The 21,300-nt window shown below is 74.2% G+C and carries 22 protein-coding genes; 11 read left to right on the top strand and 11 right to left on the bottom strand.

Features of this window, described 5'->3' with window-relative positions; translation table 11 throughout:
- Nucleotides 1-15 precede the first annotated feature (15 nt).
- A complete protein-coding gene (locus HDG68_RS05700; RefSeq protein WP_172150090.1) occupies nt 16-501 on the top strand; it encodes an RDD family protein in 486 nt (161 codons plus the stop codon).
- A gap of 41 nt (nt 502-542) precedes the next feature.
- On the opposite strand, the gene HDG68_RS05695 is transcribed toward HDG68_RS05700, so the two are convergent.
- The 4 genes from HDG68_RS05695 to HDG68_RS05680 all read right to left on the bottom strand — a co-directional run bounded on the left by HDG68_RS05695 (nt 543) and on the right by HDG68_RS05680 (nt 3,627).
- Nucleotides 543-1,277 (bottom strand): DUF4191 domain-containing protein, encoded by a 735-nt coding sequence (locus HDG68_RS05695; RefSeq protein ID WP_172150088.1) that lies wholly within the window; start codon nt 1,275-1,277, stop codon nt 543-545.
- Nucleotides 1,278-1,288: 11 nt separating this feature from the next.
- Nucleotides 1,289-2,299: a lipoyl synthase gene (gene lipA / locus HDG68_RS05690; RefSeq protein WP_172150086.1), complete on the bottom strand. Its 1,011-nt coding sequence runs from the start codon at nt 2,297-2,299 to the stop codon at nt 1,289-1,291.
- An 80-nt stretch (nt 2,300-2,379) separates the two neighbouring features.
- On the bottom strand, nt 2,380-3,114 hold the full coding sequence (gene lipB, locus HDG68_RS05685) for a lipoyl(octanoyl) transferase LipB (protein WP_172150084.1): 735 nt from the start codon (nt 3,112-3,114) through the stop codon (nt 2,380-2,382).
- Nucleotides 3,115-3,123: 9 nt separating this feature from the next.
- Nucleotides 3,124-3,627, bottom strand: coding sequence for a MarR family winged helix-turn-helix transcriptional regulator (locus HDG68_RS05680; protein ID WP_172150083.1), 504 nt, complete (start codon nt 3,625-3,627; stop codon nt 3,124-3,126).
- Nucleotides 3,628-3,666: 39 nt separating this feature from the next.
- On the opposite strand from HDG68_RS05680, the gene HDG68_RS05675 reads away from it, so the two are divergent.
- From HDG68_RS05675 to HDG68_RS05665, 3 genes are all read left to right on the top strand, one after another.
- Nucleotides 3,667-5,934, top strand: a complete 2,268-nt coding sequence (locus HDG68_RS05675; RefSeq protein WP_172150370.1) for an MMPL family transporter — start codon at nt 3,667-3,669, stop codon at nt 5,932-5,934.
- Nucleotides 5,931-6,971 (top strand): Gfo/Idh/MocA family protein, encoded by a 1,041-nt coding sequence (locus HDG68_RS05670; protein WP_172150082.1) that lies wholly within the window; start codon nt 5,931-5,933, stop codon nt 6,969-6,971. The genes HDG68_RS05675 and HDG68_RS05670 overlap by 4 nt, the downstream gene beginning before the upstream one ends.
- Before the next feature lie 70 nt (nt 6,972-7,041).
- Nucleotides 7,042-8,346, top strand: coding sequence for a hypothetical protein (locus HDG68_RS05665; protein ID WP_172150081.1), 1,305 nt, complete (start codon nt 7,042-7,044; stop codon nt 8,344-8,346).
- A 76-nt stretch (nt 8,347-8,422) separates the two neighbouring features.
- On the opposite strand, the gene sucB is transcribed toward HDG68_RS05665, so the two are convergent.
- Nucleotides 8,423-10,210, bottom strand: coding sequence for a 2-oxoglutarate dehydrogenase, E2 component, dihydrolipoamide succinyltransferase (sucB, locus tag HDG68_RS05660; RefSeq protein ID WP_172150080.1), 1,788 nt, complete (start codon nt 10,208-10,210; stop codon nt 8,423-8,425).
- 277 nt (nt 10,211-10,487) lie between these two features.
- On the opposite strand from sucB, the gene HDG68_RS05655 reads away from it, so the two are divergent.
- Complete coding sequence (locus HDG68_RS05655) at nt 10,488-10,850, top strand: oxidoreductase (protein ID WP_172150078.1); 363 nt, start codon at nt 10,488-10,490, stop codon at nt 10,848-10,850.
- Between the two features lie 63 nt (nt 10,851-10,913).
- Here HDG68_RS05655 and HDG68_RS05650 read toward each other — a convergent pair whose 3' ends face one another.
- Nucleotides 10,914-12,419, bottom strand: coding sequence for a leucyl aminopeptidase (locus HDG68_RS05650; RefSeq protein WP_172150077.1), 1,506 nt, complete (start codon nt 12,417-12,419; stop codon nt 10,914-10,916).
- Nucleotides 12,420-12,481: 62 nt separating this feature from the next.
- Here HDG68_RS05650 and HDG68_RS05645 point away from each other — a divergent pair, with 62 nt between their 5' ends.
- From HDG68_RS05645 to HDG68_RS05630, 4 genes are read left to right on the top strand one after another with little or no spacing between them, the layout of a single operon-like run.
- On the top strand, nt 12,482-12,841 hold the full coding sequence (locus tag HDG68_RS05645) for a hypothetical protein (RefSeq protein WP_172150075.1): 360 nt from the start codon (nt 12,482-12,484) through the stop codon (nt 12,839-12,841).
- Nucleotides 12,838-13,290: a hypothetical protein gene (locus HDG68_RS05640; protein ID WP_172150074.1), complete on the top strand. Its 453-nt coding sequence runs from the start codon at nt 12,838-12,840 to the stop codon at nt 13,288-13,290. Before HDG68_RS05645 ends, HDG68_RS05640 begins: the two co-directional genes overlap by 4 nt.
- Nucleotides 13,287-14,360 (top strand): quinone-dependent dihydroorotate dehydrogenase, encoded by a 1,074-nt coding sequence (locus tag HDG68_RS05635; protein ID WP_172150073.1) that lies wholly within the window; start codon nt 13,287-13,289, stop codon nt 14,358-14,360. Before HDG68_RS05640 ends, HDG68_RS05635 begins: the two co-directional genes overlap by 4 nt.
- Entirely contained in the window at nt 14,357-14,563 is a 207-nt protein-coding gene (locus HDG68_RS05630) for a hypothetical protein (protein WP_172150071.1), read from the top strand. Before HDG68_RS05635 ends, HDG68_RS05630 begins: the two co-directional genes overlap by 4 nt.
- 3 nt (nt 14,564-14,566) lie before the next feature.
- Here the strand turns inward: HDG68_RS05630 and yczR are convergent, their stop codons facing one another.
- Nucleotides 14,567-16,003: a MocR-like transcription factor YczR gene (gene yczR / locus HDG68_RS05625; protein WP_172150069.1), complete on the bottom strand. Its 1,437-nt coding sequence runs from the start codon at nt 16,001-16,003 to the stop codon at nt 14,567-14,569.
- Nucleotides 16,004-16,075: 72 nt separating this feature from the next.
- On the opposite strand from yczR, the gene yczE reads away from it, so the two are divergent.
- Complete coding sequence (gene yczE / locus HDG68_RS05620) at nt 16,076-16,897, top strand: membrane protein YczE (protein ID WP_216648003.1); 822 nt, start codon at nt 16,076-16,078, stop codon at nt 16,895-16,897.
- A gap of 11 nt (nt 16,898-16,908) precedes the next feature.
- Here the strand turns inward: yczE and HDG68_RS05615 are convergent, their stop codons facing one another.
- Together HDG68_RS05615 and HDG68_RS05610 are read right to left on the bottom strand one after the other, a co-directional pair.
- Complete coding sequence (locus tag HDG68_RS05615; RefSeq protein WP_172150068.1) at nt 16,909-17,922, bottom strand: aldo/keto reductase family protein; 1,014 nt, start codon at nt 17,920-17,922, stop codon at nt 16,909-16,911.
- A 19-nt stretch (nt 17,923-17,941) separates the two neighbouring features.
- Entirely contained in the window at nt 17,942-18,592 is a 651-nt protein-coding gene (locus tag HDG68_RS05610; RefSeq protein ID WP_172150066.1) for a DUF3043 domain-containing protein, read from the bottom strand.
- 12 nt (nt 18,593-18,604) lie between these two features.
- Between HDG68_RS05610 and HDG68_RS05605 the strand changes: the two genes are divergently transcribed.
- Nucleotides 18,605-20,050 carry a dipeptidase gene (locus tag HDG68_RS05605; protein WP_172150064.1) on the top strand — a complete coding sequence of 482 codons (1,446 nt, stop codon included), beginning with the start codon at nt 18,605-18,607 and terminating at the stop codon, nt 20,048-20,050.
- A 42-nt stretch (nt 20,051-20,092) separates the two neighbouring features.
- On the opposite strand, the gene HDG68_RS05600 is transcribed toward HDG68_RS05605, so the two are convergent.
- Entirely contained in the window at nt 20,093-20,635 is a 543-nt protein-coding gene (locus tag HDG68_RS05600) for an acyl-CoA thioesterase (RefSeq protein WP_172150062.1), read from the bottom strand.
- Between the two features lie 55 nt (nt 20,636-20,690).
- Nucleotides 20,691-21,290: a DJ-1/PfpI family protein gene (locus tag HDG68_RS05595; protein WP_172150060.1), complete on the bottom strand. Its 600-nt coding sequence runs from the start codon at nt 21,288-21,290 to the stop codon at nt 20,691-20,693.
- Between the last annotated feature and the right edge of the window lie 10 nt (nt 21,291-21,300).

The following is a 21,300-nucleotide window of genomic DNA, read 5'->3' as shown; positions in this document are numbered from 1 at the left end:
CCTTAGGCTGGTTTCATGCCATCACGCGAGGATTTCGGGTCCTGGATGTCCGGCGGCGACGTCCCGACAGGTGAGACGCCGGGCGGACGCGACTCGCTGGGGCTGCCGCACTCCGGACCCGGGTCGCGTGCGCGGCTAGGACGCCGCGTCGTCGCGCTCGCGGTCGACTACGCCATCGCCACGGCCATCGCCGTCCTGATCTTCCGTCCGCGCGCCGAGGGCTACTTCGAGATGATCTCGGAGCTGCCCGCCTGGTCCCAGCTCTTGGTCTTCGGCGCGATGAACCTGATCCTCGTCGGCTCGATCGGCTCCACCATCGGCCACCGTTTCCTCGGGATGCAGGTGCGCCCGCTCGGCGACCCCGGACGTGACTACGTCGGCTTCGGCCGGGCCGCGGTGCGCACGGTGCTGCTGTGCCTGGTGATCCCCGCCGTCGTGTGGGACTCCGACGGCCGCGGCCTGCACGACAAGGCGGCCGGGACCGTCGTCGTGCGTCGTTGACGGTCCCGGCCGCCCGCGGGTGGTCCGGTGCGGTGCGCCGCTCAGCGGCCGCGCAGCCCCTTGCGGTCGGGGCGGGCGTTCATCGGGTCCACACCCTTCGGCACCGGCAGGCGCACGCCGCCGAGAGCCTTGAGCCGCTTGCCGACCTCGGCCGCCTCGGCGCGGGTGAGCCGCTTCTTCATCTTCTGCACCTGGCGGGCGACCTTCGGCAGCGGGACCTGACCCTCGCCGTCGCCCACCTGGATGAGCGTGACGGGGACGTTCGGCAGGACGCGCACGGTGCGCTTGCGCTCGTCGGCGAGGAGCTTGGTCACGCGGTGCGCGGGGCCCTCGGACACCAGCACGACGCCGGGGCGGCCCACGCCGCGGAAGACGAGGTCCTGCTGCCGGGTCACCGCGACGGGCTCGTCGTCGAAGTTCCATCCGCCCCGCACGGTGCCCAGGGCGGCGCGGACGGCTCCCGGCTGCCCGGCGATCTGGGTGTAGGCGGCGCGCTCGGCCTTGCGCGTCAGCACGAACATCGCGCCGAGCACACCGAACGGGACACCGACGATGAGGGCGTAGACCCAGTGGCCGGTGAGCACACCGATCAGCAGCGCGACCGCCACGATGCCCAGGAAGACCGCGAGCATCAGCCAGGTGACCATCGGGTCCTGGCGCCGGGTCATCTGGTAGGCGGCCCACACCTGGTGGTACCAGCGCTGCTTCTTGGGCTTCTTCTGCTTCTTGGAGGACGCCTCGGCGGGCTCGCCGGCGTCGGACTTCGTGCGGGCCATGGTCCCTGAGTCTACTGGCCCTGCGGGGTCACGAGGCTCGCCGCCTCCTGCCGGGCCGTCATCGGCTCGGTGAGGTGCGCCAGGGCGTCGGGGACCTGTCGGCCGCGCTTGGTCATGGCCTGCCCCCAGAGCCGCCCGGCCCGGTAGGAGGACCGCACCAGCGGCCCGGCCATCACGCCGAGGAACCCGGTGGACTCGGCGAACTCGGAGAGCTCGACGAACTCCTCGGGTCGCACCCAGCGCTCGACCGGGTGGTGGCGCAGCGAGGGGCGCAGGTACTGGGTGATGGTGATCAGGTCGCAGCCTGCCTCGTGCAGGTCGACCAGGGCCTGCTTGACCTCGTCGACGGTCTCGCCCATGCCGAGGATGAGGTTGGACTTGGTGACCAGGCCGGCCTCGCGCGCCCGCGTGAGCACGGACAGCGAGCGCTCGTAGCGGAACGCGGGGCGGATCTGCTTGAAGATGCGCGGGACGGTCTCGACGTTGTGCGCCATGACCTCGGGTCGCGAGTCGTTGACCTGGTCGAGCAGCTCGGGGATCGCGTTGAAGTCCGGGATGAGCAGCTCGACGCCGGTGCCGGGGTTCATGGCGTGGATCTGGCGGACGGTCTCGGCGTACAGCCAGGCGCCGCCGTCCGCGAGGTCGTCGCGAGCCACGCCCGTGACGGTCGAGTACCTCAGCCCCATCTGCTGGACCGACTCGGCCACGCGGCGCGGTTCGTCGGCGTCGAACTCGGCGGGCTTGCCGGTGTCGATCTGGCAGAAGTCGCACCGCCGGGTGCACTGGTCGCCGCCGATGAGGAAGGTCGCCTCGCGGTCCTCCCAGCACTCGAAGATGTTGGGGCAGCCCGCCTCCTCGCAGACGGTGTGCAGCCCGCCGCCCTTGACCAGGCCCTTGAGCTCTCGGTACTCGGGACCCATGACCGCACGGGTCTTGATCCACTCGGGCTTCTTCTCGATCGGCGTGGTGGAGTTGCGGGCCTCGACCCGCAGCATGCGGCGGCCCTCGGGTGCGATCGTCACGGGGTCTCCCGGTCGTCGAACGGTCGGTCGCCGACGTCGGCCGGGTCTGGTGGGCCCGTCTCGTACGGCGTCGGACCCTGTCAGCTTACGCGAGCCGGTGCCGGCTCCCCGGACCGGTCCCGGCCCGTGGACGTGAGATGCACGACATCCGCGGTGGGGTGGGCGCGCAGCGGCGCGAGGTCGCGGTGCAGCGCGCTGACCAGGGGTGCCGCGACGTCGGAGGGCGTCACGGTCCGTCCCGTCTCGGCGCTGAGCGAGGTGACGTCGGCGTCGGTGATGCCGCAGGGCACGATGTGGTCGAACCGGCTCAGGTCCGGGTCGCAGTTGAGCGCGAGGCCGTGCATCGTGACGCCCTTGGCGACCCGGACGCCGACGGCGCACACCTTGCGGGCGCGGCGCGGCGGCGTGGGGGTGCCCGACGACGGCGGGTCGGCCGGGAGCCAGACGCCGCTGCGGTCCTCGACGCGTCCGGTCGTCAGCCCGAGGCCGTCGCAGACGCTCATGACGGCCTGCTCCAGGGCGCGGACGTAGGCCACGACGTCCACGGGCTCGGCGAGGCGGACGATCGGGTACACGACCTGCTGGCCCGGGCCGTGCCAGGTGATCTTGCCGCCGCGGTCGACGTCGACCACCGGGGTGCCGTCGTCGGGTCGCTCGTCGCGCCGCGTGCGCCGACCGGCGGTGTAGACGTCCGGGTGCTCCACGAGGAGCAGGGTGTCGGCACGCTCGCCGCGGTGCACGGCGTCGTGCACGGCGCGCTGCAGCTCCCACGCCTCGTGGTAGTCGGTGAGCCCGTCCAGGGTGACGACGTCCATCGCGTCAGCCTAGAGCGTCTCGCCGTCGGACCGCTGCGCGGGGGAGTCGTCGCTGCGCTGCGCGCGCACCATCGCCACGAGGAGCTCGCGCAGCGTCTCGACCTGGTGCTCGTCGAGGCCCCGGGAGGTCAGGTCCTCCGCGGGGCGCAGGCGTGCGGCCTCCAGCGCGACGCGCCGGCCGAGGTCGGTGATGGTGACGGCGCGACGACGGCGGTCGCGCGGGTCGTCCTCCCGCGTCACGTAGCCGGACCGCTCCAGGCGGGCGAGGACACGGCTCATGGTCTGCTCGGTGACCTCGTTGCGGGCGGCGATCTCGCGCTGGGTGAGCGGGCCGCCCAGCAGGTGCAGGAGCGCGGGGTGGCCGGCGTGGTTGAGGTCCCAGGCGGCGAGGTGCGCGTTCCAGTCGTGCTCGATCCGGCGCGTGACCGTGAAGAGGAGCCGGCCGGTGGGCCACTGGCGCGGGTCCTCGCTCGTGGGATCCGGTTCCGTGCCGGACCGGCTCTGCGGGTTCATCACTTGCGTTCCGTCCTCGGGTTCTCCATCATACTAAGCATGCTGAGTAAAAGGTGGTCGGGCATCGCCCGTGGTCTGGTCATTCTGGCAGCGATCGGCGTGTGGCTCGCCGTGGGCGCGTTCGGGGGACAGGCCCAGGGCAACCTGAGCAGCGTCCAGACGAACGACTCCGCCGCGTTCCTGCCCGAGAGCGCCGAGTCCACGCGGGCGTCCGAGCTCGCCGCCGAGTTCACCGACGACACCACCCTGCCGGCACTCGTCGTCGCCGAGAACGCCGACGGCTCCGAGCTCACCCCGGACCAGCTCGCCGCGATGCAGGAGTACGTCGACGCGGTGCCCGACACGCCGCTGGAGGGTGCATCCGGTGACGAGCCGAGCACCGTCGGCGCCGCCAGCATCGCCGAACCCACCCTGATCCCGTCCGAGGACGGCCAGGCCGCGCTCGTCATCGTCTCCCTCGACGCCTCCGTGGCCGACCAGAGCATCGGGGAGGACGAGGCGAGCGTCACCGAGGCCACCATCGCCGCGCTGCGCGCCCTGGCCGCCGAGGGCTCGGCCGACGGCGGTCTGGCCGACTCGGGCCTGGAGGCGTGGGTGACCGGGCCCGCGGGCTTCGTCGCCGACCTGACCAACGCCTTCGGTGCCATCGACACCGTGCTGCTCCTCGTGGCCCTCGGCGCCGTGCTGATCATCCTCGCCCTCGTCTACCGCTCGCCGTTCCTGCCCTTCGTCGTCATCTTCACCGCCGTGCTCGCGCTGGCGCTCGCCGGCCTGGTCGTCTACCAGCTGGCCGCCAACGACGTGCTCACCCTCAACGGGCAGTCGCAGGGCATCCTGTCGATCCTCGTGGTGGGTGCCTCGGTGGACTACTCGTTGCTCGTCGTGGCCCGATATCGCGAGGAGCTCGCCCTCGTGCAGTCGCCGTACACCGCGCTGCGCCGCGCCCTGCGCGCCTCGATCGAGCCGATCTCCGCCAGCGCCGGTACCGTCATCGCCGGCCTGCTCTGCCTGCTGCTGTCCGACCTGTCGTCGAACCGCAGCCTCGGACCGGTCGCCACGATCGGCATCGTCGCGGCGTTCCTGTCCGCGCTGACGCTCCTGCCCGCCTTGCTCCTGATCGGCGGGCGACGCGCCCGCTGGGTGTTCTGGCCGCGCGTCCCGCGCACGGCCCCCGGCACCTCGGGCGAGGACGCGTCCGACGACGCCCCGGCCGTGGCCGGGCACGGTCTGTGGTCCCGCGTGGCCGGGTTCGTCGGGCGTCACGACCGCCCGGTCTGGATCATCACGGCGGTCGTGCTCGCCGCCGGCGCCGCCTTCGTGCCCACCCTCGACGCGAGCGGGACGGGCGACTCCGAGGTCTTCCTGACCCAGGTCGACTCGGTCGACGGCGAGGAGGTCCTCACCGACCACTTCGACGGCGTGTCCACCCAGCCCGTGACCGTCATCGCCCCCGAGGGCGACCTCGAGGCGGTCGTCGAGGCCGCGGAGAGCACCGCGGGGGTGGCCGAGGCCACCCCCGTCACGGACCAGCCCGCCGCGGCCCCCGGCGCCCCGCCGCAGGGCGACCCCCTCGTCGTGGACGGCAACGTGCGGGTCGACGTCACCACCGACGCCCCCTCCGACAGCCAGGAGGCCACCGAGGCGGTCCAGGCCGTGCGCGACTCCGTGCAGGGCGTCTCGCCCGACGCCGTCGTCGGCGGCGCCGCGGCCGAACGGCTCGACACCCAGCTCGCCGGGCAGCGCGACCTGCGGGTCATCGTGCCGGTCGTCCTCGTGGTGATCCTGCTGATCCTCATGCTGCTGCTGCGCTCGGTGCTCGCCGCCGCGCTGCTGATGGCCGCCAACGTCCTGTCGTTCGGGTTCGCCCTCGGTGTCTCGGCGATCCTGTTCAACCACGTGTTCGGCTTCCCCGGGGCCGACCCCAGCGTGCCGCTCTACGCGTTCTGCTTCCTGGTCGCGCTCGGCGTCGACTACTCGATCTTCCTCATGACCCGCGTGCGGGAGGAGAGCCTGCGCCTCGGCACCCGCAAGGGCGTGCTGCGCGGCCTGGCGGTCACCGGATCGGTGATCACCTCGGCGGGTGTGGTGCTCGCGGCGACGTTCGCCGCCCTGGGCGTCATCCCGCTGCTGTTCCTGGCCCAGCTCGCCTTCATCGTCGCCTTCGGCGTGCTGGTCGACACCCTCGTGGTGCGCAGCCTCCTGGTGCCGGCCCTGGTCCACGACGTCGGCGACCGCACCTGGTGGCCGGCGCGGCTGGCGCGTCGTCCGGTGGCGGCCGAGCAGGGGTCGGGCACGATGGGCACATGATCACGCCACGCGTCGCCATCGTCGGGTACGGGGGAGCCGGTCGGGGGATCCACGCCGCCCTGGCGCGGGAGGCCGGTCTCCCCGTGACCGGGGTCGTCACCCGCGACCAGGGCCGGCGCACCCAGGCCGCGGGGGACTGGCCGGGAGCACGGCTGCACGACGACCTCGACGCCCTGGTCGAGGCCCGGTCGACCTACGACGTCGTCGTGGTCGCCAGCCCCACGCACCTGCACGCCGAGCAGGCGGCCGTGCTCGCCCGCGCCGGCATCCCGTTCGTGCTCGACAAGCCCGTCGGCGTCGACGCCCACGAGGCGCGCGCGGTCGTCGCCGAGGCGGACGCGACCGGGACCCCGTGCACCGTGTTCCACAACCGGCGCTGGGACCCCGAGCAGCTCACGCTCGCCGCACTGCTGGGACGCGGCGAGCTGGGCGACGTGCACACGTTCGAGCGCCGCTGGGAACGGTGGCGGCCCGTGCCGCGCAAGCGGTGGAAGGAGAACGACGCCGACGGCGGCGGCCTGCTGCTCGACCTCGGCCCGCACCTCGTGGACTCGGCCACCCGACTGTTCGGACGGGTCACCGACGTGTGGGCGCAGACCCGGGCGCTGACCACCCCTACCGAGGACGACGTCTTCCTCGTGCTCACCCACGAGGCCGGCGGCGGGCTCGCCGCGAGCCCCCACGCCGTCGTCTCCCGGCTGTGGGCGGGCTCCGTGGTCGGTGCACCCGGTCCCCGCACCCGCGTGCTCGGCAGCCGGGGTGCCTACCTGGTGACCTCGTTCGAGCAGGACGCGTCCCCGCTCGAGCGGTTCGACGACGACGCACCCGCCGGCACGCACGGGTGGCTGACCCGCGGCCGGGACCGCACCCCCGTGCCGACGGCGTCCGGCGGCCACGCCGACTTCTACCGGGCGCTCGGCCCCTGGCTCGCCGGCGAGGAACCCGCGCCCGTGGACCCCGCGGACGCCGTACGCACCGCGGAGGTGCTCGACGCCGCGCGGGTCGCCGCCCGGGAGGGACGCCGGGTCCGCCTCTGACCGCACCGGGACGGCCCGGGCCTGTGGAAAACTTCCGCGGGCCCGGGCCGACTCGTGTTCCATGGGACCCGTGCAGACCGACACCGTGCTCGCCGTCCCGACCGACCCCGCCGCCCGCGACGCGCTCCTGGAGCGAGTGCGGGCGGTCACCGACGTCGACCACCCGGCCCTCGAGCCCGTCGGTGCCGCCGTCGCGCGACCCGACGGCGGGCTCGTCGTCCCCCGCGGCGACAGCACCACGACCGAGCTCGCCACCGTGCTGGCGGTGCGCGGCCGGTGCAGCGCCCCGGAGGCCGCCGGGCTCGCGGTCGCGCTCGGCCAGGCCCTGGCCGCCCTGCACAGCTCCGAGATCGTGCACGGCGGCCTCGACGTCGCCGACGTCGTGCTCGACCTCGAGGGCCACGGCCGGCTGCGACCCCGCCTCGACGTGCCGCCGGCCCGGGCGGGCGAGGCGGACGACGTGCACGACGTCGCCGCGCTCGTCGACCGGCTCCTCGGCGATACCGACGACGACAGCGCGACGGCCCTGCGCGCCGCGCTGGCGCCGGCCCTGGCGGCGGACCCGCGGATCCGGCCCGCCGCGGGCACGCTCGCGGCCGACGTGCACGACGCCGTCGCACCACAGCCCGTCCGCCTGCCCGAGCCGGCGGTCCTGGCGGCGGCGGCGCTCGCGGGCGGACGGCGGCAGACCGACGCCGCACGCGGCCCCGGACACGTGCGCGCCCGCCGGGTACCGAAGCCGTCCCGCGGGACGGTCGCGGCCGAGCAGCACGGGCGCCGGACCCGGCGACAGGATCGACGGCGCCAGGATCGACGGCGCCGGTCCGGCGAGGCGCGACGTGGGCCGGTGCCGCGGGGCACGCTGGTCGCCGGTGCGGGCGTCCTCGCCGTCGTGGCGGTCGCGTTCCTGGTGCTCGACGGTCCCCTCGGACCGTCCGCGGGGGCAGAGCCGGCCGTGCCGGCGCCCGCGGCGCCGGCATCGGCAGCGCCGGCCGGGCCGGGCCCTCTCACCGACGTGGACGACCCCGCCGGCGCGGCGGCGGCGCTGACGAGGCTCCGGCCGGCCGTGCTCGCGGGAGAGCGCGACGTCGACGAGCTCGCCGTGCCCGGATCACCGGCCCACGAGGACGACCTGGCCCTCGTCGCGCGGGCGTCCGACGTCCGGCTGACGGTCCCCGACGTGGACGTCCTCGCGACCGAGCCCGTGGCCACGCCGGGCGACGGGACGGCCACCGTGCTCGTGCGGTACACGGTGGGGGCGCACGAGCAGAGCGTCGACGGGACGGTGACCGCCGTGCCCGCGGGGGAGCCGCGCACCGACCGGCTGCACCTGGCGTGGACCGACGACGGCTGGCGCGTCCGCTCCGTCGGTTGAGACGGCGTCGGCCGGGACGACGACGGGGGTGCGGACCGGACCGGTCCGCACCCCCGTCAGCAGGAGCGTCGTGCGATCAGAGACCGACCTCGGCCTCGAACGCCGCCTCCTCGATGCGCTTCTTGACCGCGGTCAGGAACCGTGCGGCGTCGGCGCCGTCGACCAGGCGGTGGTCGTAGGACAGGAAGAGCATCGCCATCTGGCGGATCGCGATGGTCTCCTCGCCGTCGGGGCCGGTGACGACCACGGGCTTCTTCGTGATCGTGCCGGTGCCGAGGATCGCGACCTGGCCCACGGGGACGATCGGGGTGTCCCACACGGCACCGCCGGAGCCGGTGTTCGTGATGGTGAACGTGGCCCCGCTCAGGTCGTCCGGGCCGATCTTGTTGTCACGCGTGCGGGTGGCGAGGTCGCCGATCTGCCGCGCGATGCCCGCCAGGTTGAGGTCACCGGCGTTCTTGATGACCGGGACCACGAGGCCACGCTCGGTGTCGACGGCGATGCCGACGTTCTCCGAGGAGTGGTAGGTGATCTCGCCCTTGTCGGTGTCGATCGAGGCGTTGACCTTGGGGAAGGCCTTCAGCGCCTCGACGGCGGCCTGCGTGTAGAACGGCAGGAACGTCAGGTTGGCGCCCTCGCGGGCCTTGAAGTCGGCCTTCGCACGCTGGCGCAGCTTCGAGACCTTGGTGACGTCGACCTCGACCGCGGTGGTGAGCTGGGCCTGCGTCTGCAGCGCCTCGTGCATCCGCTCGGCGACGACCTTGCGCAGCCGGGACATCTTCTCGGTGGTGCCGCGCAGCGGCGAGACCTCGGGGATGCTCGGCTTCTTCGGGGCCGACGGCGCGGAGGCGGCGGGAGCCTCGGCCGGGGCGGCGGCCTTCTCTGCCGCGGCCAGGACGTCCTCCTTGCGGATGCGGCCGCCCACGCCGGTGCCCTCGATCGCCGAGACGTCCACGCCCTTCTCCGCCGCGAGCTTGCGCACCAGCGGGGTCAGGTAGGAACGGCCGCCGGCCGGCTTCTCCTGCGCCGCGGGGGCCTCGGCCTTCGGCTCGGGCTTCTTCTCCGCGGCCGGCGCGGGTGCCGGGGACGCGGCGGGCTTCTCCTCGGCCTTCCCCTCCGACTTCGGCTCGGGAGCGGGCTCCGGCTTCTTCTCCGGCTCCGGCTTCTCCTCCGACTTCGGTTCCGGAGCGGACTCCTGGGCCGCGGGTGCGGCGCCCGAGCCGACGATCGCCAGCACGGCACCGACCTCGACGGTCTCGTCCTCGCTGACCCGGATCTCCTGGACCGTGCCGGCGACCGGCGAGGGGACCTCGGTGTCGACCTTGTCGGTGGAGACCTCCAGCAGCGGCTCGTCGACGGCGATCTCGTCACCGACCTCCTTGAGCCACCGCGTCACGGTGCCCTCGGTGACGGACTCGCCGAGCGCGGGCAGGGTCACCTCGGTGCCCTCGCCGCCGCCGGACGGGGCGGACGACCCGGCGGACTCGGCCGACGACGCGGCCTCGTCCTCGGCGGGCTTCTCCTCGGCCTGCGGGGCCTCGGGCTCGGGGCTCTCCTCGGCCGGAGCGGACTCCGCGGCCGGGGCCGACTCCGCGGCCGGGGCGTCGTCGTCGGACCCGCCGCCGGAGCCGTCGCCGATGACGGCCAGGGTGGCGCCGACCTCGACCGTCTCGTCCTCGTCGGCGAGGATCTTCTCCAGCACCCCGGCGACGGGGGAGGGGATCTCGGTGTCGACCTTGTCGGTGGAGACCTCGAGCAAGGGCTCGTCGACCTCCACGGAGTCCCCGACGGACTTCAGCCAGCGGGTGACGGTTCCCTCGGTGACGGACTCGCCGAGCGCCGGCAGCTGCACGTTCTCAGACATGACCTGTGGAGTCTCCTTCGATCAGTGGGTCGGGCGACGCGCCGAGGCCCGCCGACCGGTGTCCGGCCGATCGAGTTCCCGTTGCCGCGTTCCTGGGGTCACTGCCTGTCATCTTGTCACTATGTGTGGTCCGGCCCCAATCGAGGCCGGAGGGCCAATGGTGTGACGCTGGGTACATCGGGCCACTTTTTCTGTCATCCGCAGGCCGTCCCGTCGTCATCGCAAGCGGTGGACGTGCCGCTGCCCGGACCCGGGCACGCGCGGTACGCTCGCGGACATGTCGTTGAGGTCCGCCATGGATCGCCTCCTGGGCCGGTCCGCCCCGTCGTCGTCGCCGTCCGCCGCGCCCGCGGGCGGCCGCTCCGCCGTCGTCGCCCACCTGCAGGACTTCGTGGCCACGCGGGTCGGCGTGGAGGCCTACGTCGAGCCGCCGAACGCCCAGACCCCGCCCACCGTGCTGCTCGTGGCGACCACGGGGGAGTGGACGCGGCGCCGGGTCCCGGACGAGCGCACCGGGTTCGACGTCGCCCGCTCGCTGGGGGTGCCCGTGTACAACGTGCGGTTCACCGGCTACCCGCAGCGGATGCGCGACTGGAACTCCGCCCAGCACGCCCGGCAGAAGAATCGCCCGCGCCGCTGAGACCGGACGGCCGCGGGGCAGTGCCCCGCGGCCGTCGCGGCCGTCGCGGCCTTCGCGCGCTCGTCAGCCCTCGGCGCCGCTGCGGCCCTCGAGGAAGCCCAGCATGGTCCGCACGCCGACGCCGGTACCGCCGGCGGGCGTGTAGCCGAACGGCCCCTTCTCGTTGAAGGCCGGTCCGGCGATGTCGAGGTGCGCCCACGGCGTGTCCTCGACGAACGTGCGCAGGAACAGGCCCGCCGTGAGCATGCCGCCCCACCGGTCGCCCACGTTGGAGATGTCGGCGACCTTGGACTTCAGCCCCTCGGCCAGGTCGTCCGGCAGGGGCATCGGCCAGAACTCCTCGCCCACCGTGTCGGCGGCGACCTTGATCTCGTCACGGACCGCGTCGGTGCCCATCACGCCGCTGACGCGCTTGCCCAGTGCCACCATCTGCGCGCCGGTGAGGGTCGCGATGTCCAGGACGACGTCGTGGCCGTCCTCGACGGCGGACACCAGCCCGTCCGCCATGACCAGGCGGCCCTCGGCGTCGGTGTTCAGGACCTCCACGGTCTTGCCGCCCCGGATGCGCACCACGTCCGAGGGACGCTGGGCGTTGCTCCCGGGCATGTTCTCCGCCAGGCAGAGGTATCCCGTGACCGCCACCGGCAGGCCGAGCCGCGCCGCGGCGAGCACCGTGTGCAGCACCGCCGCCGCGCCGGCCATGTCCAGCTTCATGGTCTCCATGCCCGCCGCCGGCTTCAGCGAGATGCCGCCGGTGTCGAACGTGATGCCCTTGCCCACCAGGGCGACGCGCTCGGACGCCTTGGCCGGGGCGTACGCCACCTTCACCAGGCGCGGCCCGCGCGCCGAGCCCTGACCGACGCCGGTGAGACCGCCGTAGCCGCCGGCCGCGAGCTGCTTGTCGTCCAGGACCGTCACCTTGACGCCCTTGACGCCCAGCTCCTTGACCGCGGCCTTGGCCGCGTCGGCGAACGCCGCGGGGAACAGGTCGTTCGGCGGGGTGTTGACCAGGTCGCGGGTGCCGTGCACCGCGGCGGCCAGCACCTCGGCGCGGGACACCGCCGCACGGGCCGCGCCCGAGCGGGCGAACGACGTCGCGAGCTGCAGCCGCTGCACCGGGGCCTGCTTCGCGGCAGCCTCCTCGCCGCGGTAGGACGTGAACGCGTAGGCGCCGAGCAGCGCGCCCTCCGCCACGGCGCCCAGCTCGGCCTCGTCCACCGCCGGCAGCGCCACGACCGCCGACGCCGAACCGGCCAGGGACCGCACCGCCGAGCCCGCGGCGGAACGCAGCGACTCGCGGGCGAACGTGCCGTCCGCGTCACGCTCCCCGAGGCCCGTGAGCACCAGGACGTCCGCGGAGACGTCCTTGCCCGCCGGGAGGGTGCGGACCTCGCCGAGCGCGCCGGTCACCCCCAGCCGCGGTGCGAGCGTCTCGATCTGCTCCACGACCGCTGCGGGCAGCTGGTCGGCGACGACGGCCACGCCGTCGGAGGTGGAACAGGTGCCGACGACGAGGGCGTCGGCCGTGAGAGAGGTCGGATTCTTGCCGGTCAGAGTGAGGTCAGCCACGGGACCCAGCCTAACCGGGCGCCGCGGGACCGGTGTGCCGGGGCGACCGGTAGTCTGCCGACGTGGTCCTTCCCCTGGTCGTCCTCGCCGTCGCGCTGTGCCTGGCGCTCGCGGGGTGGGCGGCGTGGTTCGCGCTGCGCGACCGCGCGGTGGTGCTGCGCCAGCTGTTCGCGGCCGGCGCCGTCGAGGCAGTCCTCGTCGTGCAGGCCGTCGTCGCCGGTGTCCTGCAGGCCGGGGGCCACGCCGTCGACGGCCCGCTGTTCTGGGGCTACCTGCTCACCGCGGCCCTGCTGCTGCCGCTCGCCGCCGTGTGGGCGTTCGCCGAGCGCACGCGGTGGTCGTCCGTGGTGCTGCTCGTCGCGGCGCTGACGGTGGCGTTCCTGCAGTGGCGCCTGTGGATCATCTGGACGGAGGGCGCATGAGCACCTCGACACCCGCTGCGACGGGGAAGGGCTTCGGCCGCCTCCTCGTGACCGTGTACGGCGTGCTGGCGTTCGCCGCCGTCGGCCGCTCGGCATACCAGGTGCTGACCAAGCTCGAGCACGCACCGGTCGCCTACCTGCTGTCCCTGCTGGCCGCGCTCGTCTACGTCGTCGCGACCGTGGCGCTCGCGCTCGGGTCCCGCCCGCGCTGGCGCCGCACGGCGTGGTGCGCCGTCGCCGTCGAGGCGGCAGGCGTCCTGAGCGTCGGTGTGCTCTCGACGACGCACCCCGAGTACTTCGGTGAGGCCACCGTCTGGTCGTCGTTCGGGCAGGGGTACGGGTACGTGCCGCTGGTCCTGCCGTTCGTCGGGCTGTGGTGGCTCTGGCACACTCGCCCCCGGAGCGATGATCCTGCGAGCGCGCCGGCCCGACCGACGGAGGCACGATGACCCCCTACGCCCTGTTCTTCCGCACCGTCTTCCGGCGGATGGACCCTGAACGGGCGCACGAGCTCGCCTTCCGTGCCATCGAGGTGGTGGGCCGGTTGCCGGTGGTCCGCGACGTCGTGCAGGGCGCGCTGGCCCCGTACCTCGGCCGCGGTACCGGCGGACCGGGCAGCGTCGACGTCCTGGGCCGCACGGTGCCGGCGCCGTTCGGGCTGGCCGGCGGGTTCGACAAGAACGCGCGCGCGGTGCGCGGCCTGACGATGCTGGGGTTCGGGTTCGTCGAAGTGGGTACCGTCACGCCCCGGCCGCAGCCCGGCAACGAGGCGCCGCGCATGTGGCGCGAGCTCGACGTGGCCGGCGTGCGCAACCGGATGGGGTTCAACAACGACGGTGCGGTCGAGATGGCTGAGCGGCTGCGTGCGCTGCGGTCCACGCCGGCCGGCCGGGCCGCCGTCGTCGGGGTGAACATCGGCAAGAACAAGGACACGTCCGCCGCCGACGCCGCCCGGGACTACGCCACCGGCGCCCGGCTGCTGGCGCCGTACGCCGACTACCTGGTCGTCAACGTCTCCTCGCCGAACACCCCCGGCCTGCGTGACCTGCAGACCACCGCCGAGCTGCGGCCGATCCTGACCGCGGCGCGGGAGGCGGCGGACTCCGCCACGTCCGGGGACGACCGGACGCCGCTGCTGGTCAAGATCGCCCCCGACCTGGCCGACGACGACGTGGACGCGGTCGCGGACCTCGTCGCCGAGCTCGGGCTCGACGGCGTCGTCGCGGTGAACACGACGATCGACCACGAGCGAGGGCCGGGCGGCCTGTCGGGCCCGGTGCTCCTCCCGCGCGGGCTGGAGGTCGTCGCCCGGCTGCGTGGCCGGCTGGGACCCGTCCCCGTGATCATCGGCGTGGGCGGCGTGGCCGACGCCGACGACGTGCGGGCCTACCTGCGGGCGGGCGCGGACCTGGTGCAGGGGTACACGTCGTTCGTCTACCGCGGTCCGCTGTGGCCGTCGTCGATCAACCGGGCCCTGACGCGGTCGGCGGGCTCGGTCAGCGCGGGGACCGTCGCATGATCCGGCCGCGCTGGGAGTGGGCCTGGGAGACCGACGCCGGGGACCGGGTCGCCTCGCCGAGCCCGGTGTTCACCACGCAGTACGACGCGGAGGAGTGGCTCGGCGAGCACTGGCGCGAGCTCGCCGCCGCCGGCGCGGTCCACGCGCGGCTGCTGCACGAGGGCAGCCAGGCCACCCCGACCGTCGAGCTGCGGGTCCCCTGACCGTCAGGCCTCCCGCGTCACCCGTGCCCAGGTCCGGGCGAGCCGTCCCACCGCGTCCGTCAGGACCTCGGGCGACCGAGTCCACGTCAGGCGCAGGTGGTCGGCGGCGGTGCCGTCCGGAGTGAACTGCGGGCCTGCGGACAGCCGCAGCCCGTCGGAGACCGCGGCCGCGGCCAGGGCGGGGCCCACGGGCCGTCCGAGCCCGATCCAGAGGCACAGGCCGCCGGGCGGCCGGGGCACGTCCCAGGAGGGGAACCGGCGGCGCACGGACTCCACGAGCAGGTCGCGGCGGGAGCGCAGGTCGGCGAGACGGGCCGGCAGGACCTCCTCGCGCCGGTCGAGCAGGTCGGCCACCGCGAGCTGTTCCAGCACGGGGGTGGCGACGTCGAGCCGCTGGCGGACGCGCGCGAGGCGCTGCACGAGCTGTGGGGCGGCGCGGACCCAGCCCACGCGCATGCCGCCCCAGAAGGTCTTCGACGCGGAACCGACGCTGATCAGCCGCGGGTCCTCGCCGGTGCCCGCGAACGGTGCGGGGACGCCGACCCCGTCGAGGTCCAGGTCGGTCAGGGTCTCGTCGCCGACCACGGTGACGCCCTGCGCGGTCAGCGTGCCGAGCGCCGCGCGCTCGGCGGCGGTTAGGGTGCGGCCGGTCGGGTTGTGGAAGTCGGGCACCAGGTAGACGAGCCGCGCGCCCGTGCGGCGGACCGCCGACGCCATCGCCTCCACGTCGCCGACCGGTACTCCGACGACGCGCGCCCCGGCGGCCCGCAGCGCTCCGATCGCGTGCACGTAGGTGGGCGACTCGACCAGGGCGTGCTCGGTGCGGGCGAGCAGGGTGCCGGCCAGCAGCGCGATCGCCTGCTGCGCGCCGGTGGTGACCAGGATCTGGTCGACGTCCGTGGGCACGCCGCGCGCCGTGTACCGGGCGGCGATCGCCGCCCGGAGGGACTCGATGCCGAGGTGGGCGTAGCCACCGCCGGACAGGTGTGCGGGCAGCTCCTCGAGGGCGCGCGCGTAGGCGCCGTGCAGGGCGTCGCTCGCCGACGGCGTCGCCTGGGCGAGGTCGATGACGTGCTCGTCGCCGAGGTCGGTCAGGGGCGCGTCGCCGGCGGGCGGCCGCCGGGCCGGCGCGGCGGCAGGACCGCGGGGGAGGACCGCCACGGTGCCGGAACCGACCCGGCTCGTGGCGAACCCGAGCTCGCGCAGCCGCGCGTACGCGCCCGACGTCGTGGTGCGGGAGACCCCGAGCGCGTCGGCGAGGTCGCGCTCGGACGGCAGCCGGGTCAGGGGAGGCAGGGTGCCGGACAGCACGGCGGCGCGCAGCGCGTCGGCCAGCGCCTGGTAGGCGGGACCGGGGCGGCGCCACCCGTCGAGCAGCCGGGCCGCCGACGGCGCGGACAGGTGACGGAGCGCGTCGACGGTGGCGGTGGGTGCGGTCACGGGCCCACTCTAGGGCCACCGGTAGTCGATTGGCTATGGATTGTGAGTCCAATGGCGCCGAAGGTGGCTGTCATGAGCACCATCGCCGTCACCCGGCCCACGACCCGCCCACCGATGCGCCCGGCCCGCCGGGCCGCCCAGCTCGTGCTCGGGCTGGCCGCCTACGCCTGGTCGATGGCGATGCTGCTGCACGCCGGTCAGGGCGCCATGCCGTGGGACGTCATGCACCAGGGGATCGTCCGCACCACCGGCTGGTCGTTCGGCGTTGTCGTCGCGCTGACCTCCGTCGTCGTGCTGGCCGCCTGGGTCCCGCTGCGGCAGCGGCCCGGCGTCGGCACCGTCGCGAACGTCGTGATCATCTCCGTCTGCGTCGGCCCCAGCCTGGTGGCCGTCCGCGCGCTGGTCCCCGACCCCGGCACCGGTGCGGCGGTCCTGCTGGCCGCTGGCGGCATCGCGCTGAACGGCGCGGCCACCGCCGCCTATGTGGGGGTCCGGCTCGGACCCGGCCCCCGCGACGGGCTCCTGACCGGGATCGTCGAGCGCTCCGGCGCCTCGGTGCGGCTCGTCAAGACCGGCATCGAGGGGAGCGTCGTGCTCCTCGGGTGGCTGCTGGGCGGCACCGTGGGATGGGCCACCGTCGCCTACGCCCTCCTGGTCGGCGTCGTCGTCCAGACAGTGGCCCGGCAGCGGTGGCTCGTGCCGACCGGGCTCGTCGCGGCACCGGCACGACGCCCGCGACGCCCGCGACGCCCGCGACGCCCGGCCGTCGATCGCACCGGGACGCACGACGCCGTGCCTCCGTCCCGTGAGCAGGTCCAGGAGGCACGGCGTCGGCGGGCTCGGCAGATCGCCCGCGCCCTGGAGGCGTTCGGCGACCAGGACCGGACCCTGTAGCTGCCGCCGGGTCAGACGACGCGCGTCTGCGGGGCGCCCTCGGCGGTCTTCGCCGGGTCCCGCTCGACGACGTCGCCGAGGACGTCGTCGATGCGCGCCATGAGCTCGGCGGGGATCGTCACGCCGGAGGCCTTGACGTTCTCGGCCACCTGCTCGGGCCGCGAGGCGCCCACGAGGGCGGCCGCGACGTTGTCGTTCTGCAGCACCCACGCGACGGCGAGCTGGGCCATCGACAGGTCCAGCTCGTCGGCGACCGGCTTGAGCCCCTGCACCCGCTCGAGGACGTCGTCGCGCATGAACCGCTCGATCATGCGGGCGCCGCCCTTGGAGTCCGTGGCCCGCGACCCGGCCGGCAGGTCCTTGCCGGGCACGTACTTGCCGGACAGCACGCCCTGGGCCATGGGGGACCAGACGATCTGGGACAGCCCGGCCTCCTTCGAGGCGGGGACCACCTCGTCCTCGATGACGCGCCACAGCATCGAGTACTGCGGCTGGGAGGAGATGAGCTGGAAGCCGAGGTCCTTGGCCATCGCGGCACCGGCGCGGATCTGGTCCGCCGTCCACTCCGAGACGCCGATGTAGAGGGCCTTGCCCTGGCGCACGATATCGGCGAACGCCTGCATCGTCTCCTCGAGCGGCGTCTCCGTGTCGTAGCGGTGCGCCTGGTACAGGTCGACGTAGTCGGTGCCCAGCCGCTGCAGGGAGCCGTTGATCGACTCCATGACGTGCTTGCGCGACAGGCCCGTGTCGTTGGGGCCGCCGGGGCCCGTCGGCCAGTAGACCTTGGTGAAGATCTCGAGGGACTCGCGGCGCTCGCCCTTCAGGGCGTCGCCGAGGACCTGCTCCGCCTTGGTGTTGGCGTAGACGTCCGCCGTGTCGAAGGTGGTGATGCCGGCGTCGAGCGCGGCGCGCACGCACTGCGTGGCGACGTCGTTCTCGACCTGGGACCCGTGGGTGAGCCAGTTGCCGTAGGTGATCTCCGAGATCTTGAGACCACTGTTGCCGAGGTAACGGTAGTTGACCATGCCGTCACCCTACGCGGCGTCACTCGGGCCAGACGCCGTGCTTCTTGTGGATCGGCTTGGGCAGCCGCGAGCGACGGATCTGGAAGGCGCGCATGACGGCGTACATCATGGTGCCGCGGGGCACGTCGAACGTCTTCTTCCCGTCGTCGCCCAGGGTGCCGAACTTGTCCCGCAGGCGCCGCTTGAGGCGCTGCCACATGACCACGGCGTCCAGCAGCGTGATGAAGACGACCGCGTAGAGCATGAGCAGCACCAGCATCGCCAGCGCCTGCTGCTGCATCACGAGGATGTTCAGGAAGATGAAGACGAACGCGATCGGCAGGAAGAACTCGCCGAGGTTCCACCGGGCGTCCACGTACTCGCGCACGTAGCGGCGCACCGGGCCGCGGTCGCGCACGGGCATGTGCCGCTCGTCGTTGTTCTGCATCGCGCGGTACTCGACGTTGCGCGCCTCGCGCATCTTCTCCTTGGACGCCTTGCGGGCGGCCTTGCGGTCGTCCGGCACGAGCGGGCGCTTGTTGCGCGCCTCGGACTCGCTGCGCTTCGGCGTGGGCCGGCCCTTGCCCTCGAGGCGAGCCGCCTCGGTCGGCGAGTCGGCGGTCACGGGGTCGGTCGTGTCGGACGCACCGGCGGCGGGCGTCTCGGCGAGGTCACGCTTGCGGGAGAACACCACACCAGGGTAATGGAGTCCCGCGGTGCTCCGGTACGGGGCGGAGGCGGCCGGTACCGTGATGCCGTGACGACTCCCACCCCGGACACCCCGGACCTGACCGCCGCCCTGCGCGCCCACGTCGACGACCTCTTCCCCGCCGTGCAGACCGACCTCGAGGCGCTGGTGCGCATCCCCAGCGTCTCCGCCTCAGCCTTCGACCCCGCGCACGTGGCCGCGTCCGCCGAGGCGGTCGCCGACCTCCTGCGCGACGCCGGGCTGCCGGAGGTGCAGGTCCTGCGCTCCGCCCGGCCGGACGCCAGCCCCGGAGCACCCGCCGTCGTCGCCCGACGTCCGGCGCCCGACGGCGCCCCGACCGTGCTGCTCTACGCGCACCACGACGTGCAGCCCCCCGGCGACCCGGCCGACTGGACCTCCGACCCCTTCGTGCCGACGCAGCGCGGCGAGCGGCTGTTCGGCCGCGGTGCCGCCGACGACAAGGCCGGCGTCATGGCCCACGTGGGTGCTCTGCGCGCCCTGGCGGCGCTGGGGGAGGACCCCGGGGTCGGGGTGACGGTGTTCGTCGAGGGCGAGGAGGAGTCGGGGTCGCCGAGCTTCGCGCAGTTCCTCGCCGACCACCACGAGCTGCTGGCGGCGGACGTGATCGTCGTGGCGGACTCCACGAACTGGAAGGTGGGCGTGCCCGCGCTGACGACGTCGCTGCGCGGTCTCGTGGACGGCGTCGTCACCGTCGAGGTGCTGGACCACGCCGTGCACTCGGGCATGTTCGGCGGGCCGGTGCTCGACGCTAACCTCGCGATGGCACGGCTCCTGGCCTCGCTGCACGACGACGTCGGCAACGTCGCCGTGACGGGGCTGACCGGGGCGGGCGAGCCGGAGGTGGACTACGTCGAGGAGGACTTCCGCGCCGACGCCGGCGTGCTCGACGGCGTGCGGCTCGCGGGCGAGGGGACCATCGCCGGGCGGCTGTGGACCAAGCCGGCGGTGGCCGTGATCGGCCTGGACGCCACCGACGTCGCGCACGCCTCCAACACGCTGGCGCCCAGCGCCGCGGCGAAGCTGTCCGTGCGCATCCCGCCGGGGGTCGACCCGCGCTCCGCCGAGGACGCGCTGCGGGCCCACCTGGAGGCCCACGCCCCGTTCGGCGCCCGCGTGACGTGGACGCCGGGCGAGCAGGGCAAGGCCTTCGGGGCCCCGGCGGACTCCGCCGCGATGCAGGCGGCACGGGCCGCGTTCGCGACCGCGTGGGGGACCGACCCCGTGGACATCGGCGTCGGCGGGTCGATCCCGTTCATCGCGGACCTGCTGGAGGCCTACCCGCAGGCCGCGGTGCTGGTCACGGGCGTGGAGGACCCGGACTCGCGGGCGCACGGCGCCGACGAGTCCGTGCACCTGGGCGAGCTGCGCAAGGTCGTGCTGGCCGAGGCGCTGCTGCTGCGCGGGCTCGCGCGCGGCTGACCGCGTCCGCCGTCGTCCCGCGGGACGACGGCGGAGCCCGGGTCAGGCCCGGACGTCCCGGTGGGCGACGTCCACGGCCCGGGCCCACGCCGCCACGTCGTCGGGCAGCTCGGGGCTTGCCGCCGGGGCGTCGTCGCCGAGCAGGGCCACGACGTCGGACGGCGCGACGCGCGTGCCGTCCTTGCCGAGGAACCTCCCGGCGACGAGGCCGCGCGCGCAGAACCGGTCGCGCGCGGTGAACACCTGCTCGAGGTAGACGACCCGCTCGTCCCACCCGAGGGTGCGCGTGGTGAGGGTGACGCGGTCGAAGAGCTGCAGCGAGCGCTTGTACGTCATGGTCGACGCCGCGACCACGGGGTACCAGCCGCGCGTCCTGAGTCGGTCGAACCCGCCGATGTCCGCCAGGTAGTTGGACCGGCCCACGTCCATCATCTGCAGGTAGGACCCGTTGTTGACGTGGAGGTACATGTCCAGGTCGCCGGGGTGGACGCGCAGGACCGTGGTCGACGGGTCGAGCATCCCCCGGTCGGGCTTGCGGCGGCGGGGGAGCAGGGAGGCCCTGGCGAGCTGCAGCATCCGGGTCATGGTGGGCACGTTATACCAGCGACGTGCGGTATCAGGTATCTCGGGGCGACGGCGGTCAGACCGGCGGGTCGGGGTCGTACTGCAGCGCACCGCGGACTTGGCGCGCGACCTCCGGGGACTCCAGGCGGGCCACCAGGTGCAGCGCCATGTCGATCCCCGCCGAGACGCCCGCCGACGTGACCACGTCGCCGTCGTCGACGAACCGCGCCTCGGTGTCGACCAGCACGCTCGGGTCGATCCGCGCGAGCTCGTCGTAGTGGTCCCGGTGGGTCGTCGCCGGGCGGCCGGCCAGGAGACCGGCCGCCGCCAGGACCAGCGTCCCCGTGCACACCGCCGCGACCACCGGCGTCTGGGCGTGGACCATCCGCAGCCACTCGAGGTGACCCGGGTCGGCGATCAGCGCCCGGGTGCCCCACCCGCCCGGATGGACGAGCAGGTGCAGGGGACCGACGTCGTCCGCCGAACGGGCCGGCACCATCCGCAAGCCCTTGGCGAGACGTACCCCCTCGCCGTCGTGCGAGAACGTGCTCACGTGCGGCTTGATCGCCGAGTGCTGCTCCCAGGCGGCCAGGACCTCGAACGGTCCCACGACGTCGAGCTCCTCGGCCTCGTCGAAGACGAAGATCCCGATGTGCAGCCCGCCGTCGGTGCTCACGCCGTCCTCC

It is taken from the genome of Isoptericola chiayiensis, assembly GCF_013149805.1.
Lineage (GTDB): Bacteria > Actinomycetota > Actinomycetes > Actinomycetales > Cellulomonadaceae > Isoptericola > Isoptericola chiayiensis.
Note: the sequence above shows the minus strand (reverse complement) of the source record. Positions and strands in the feature narration are given on the sequence as shown.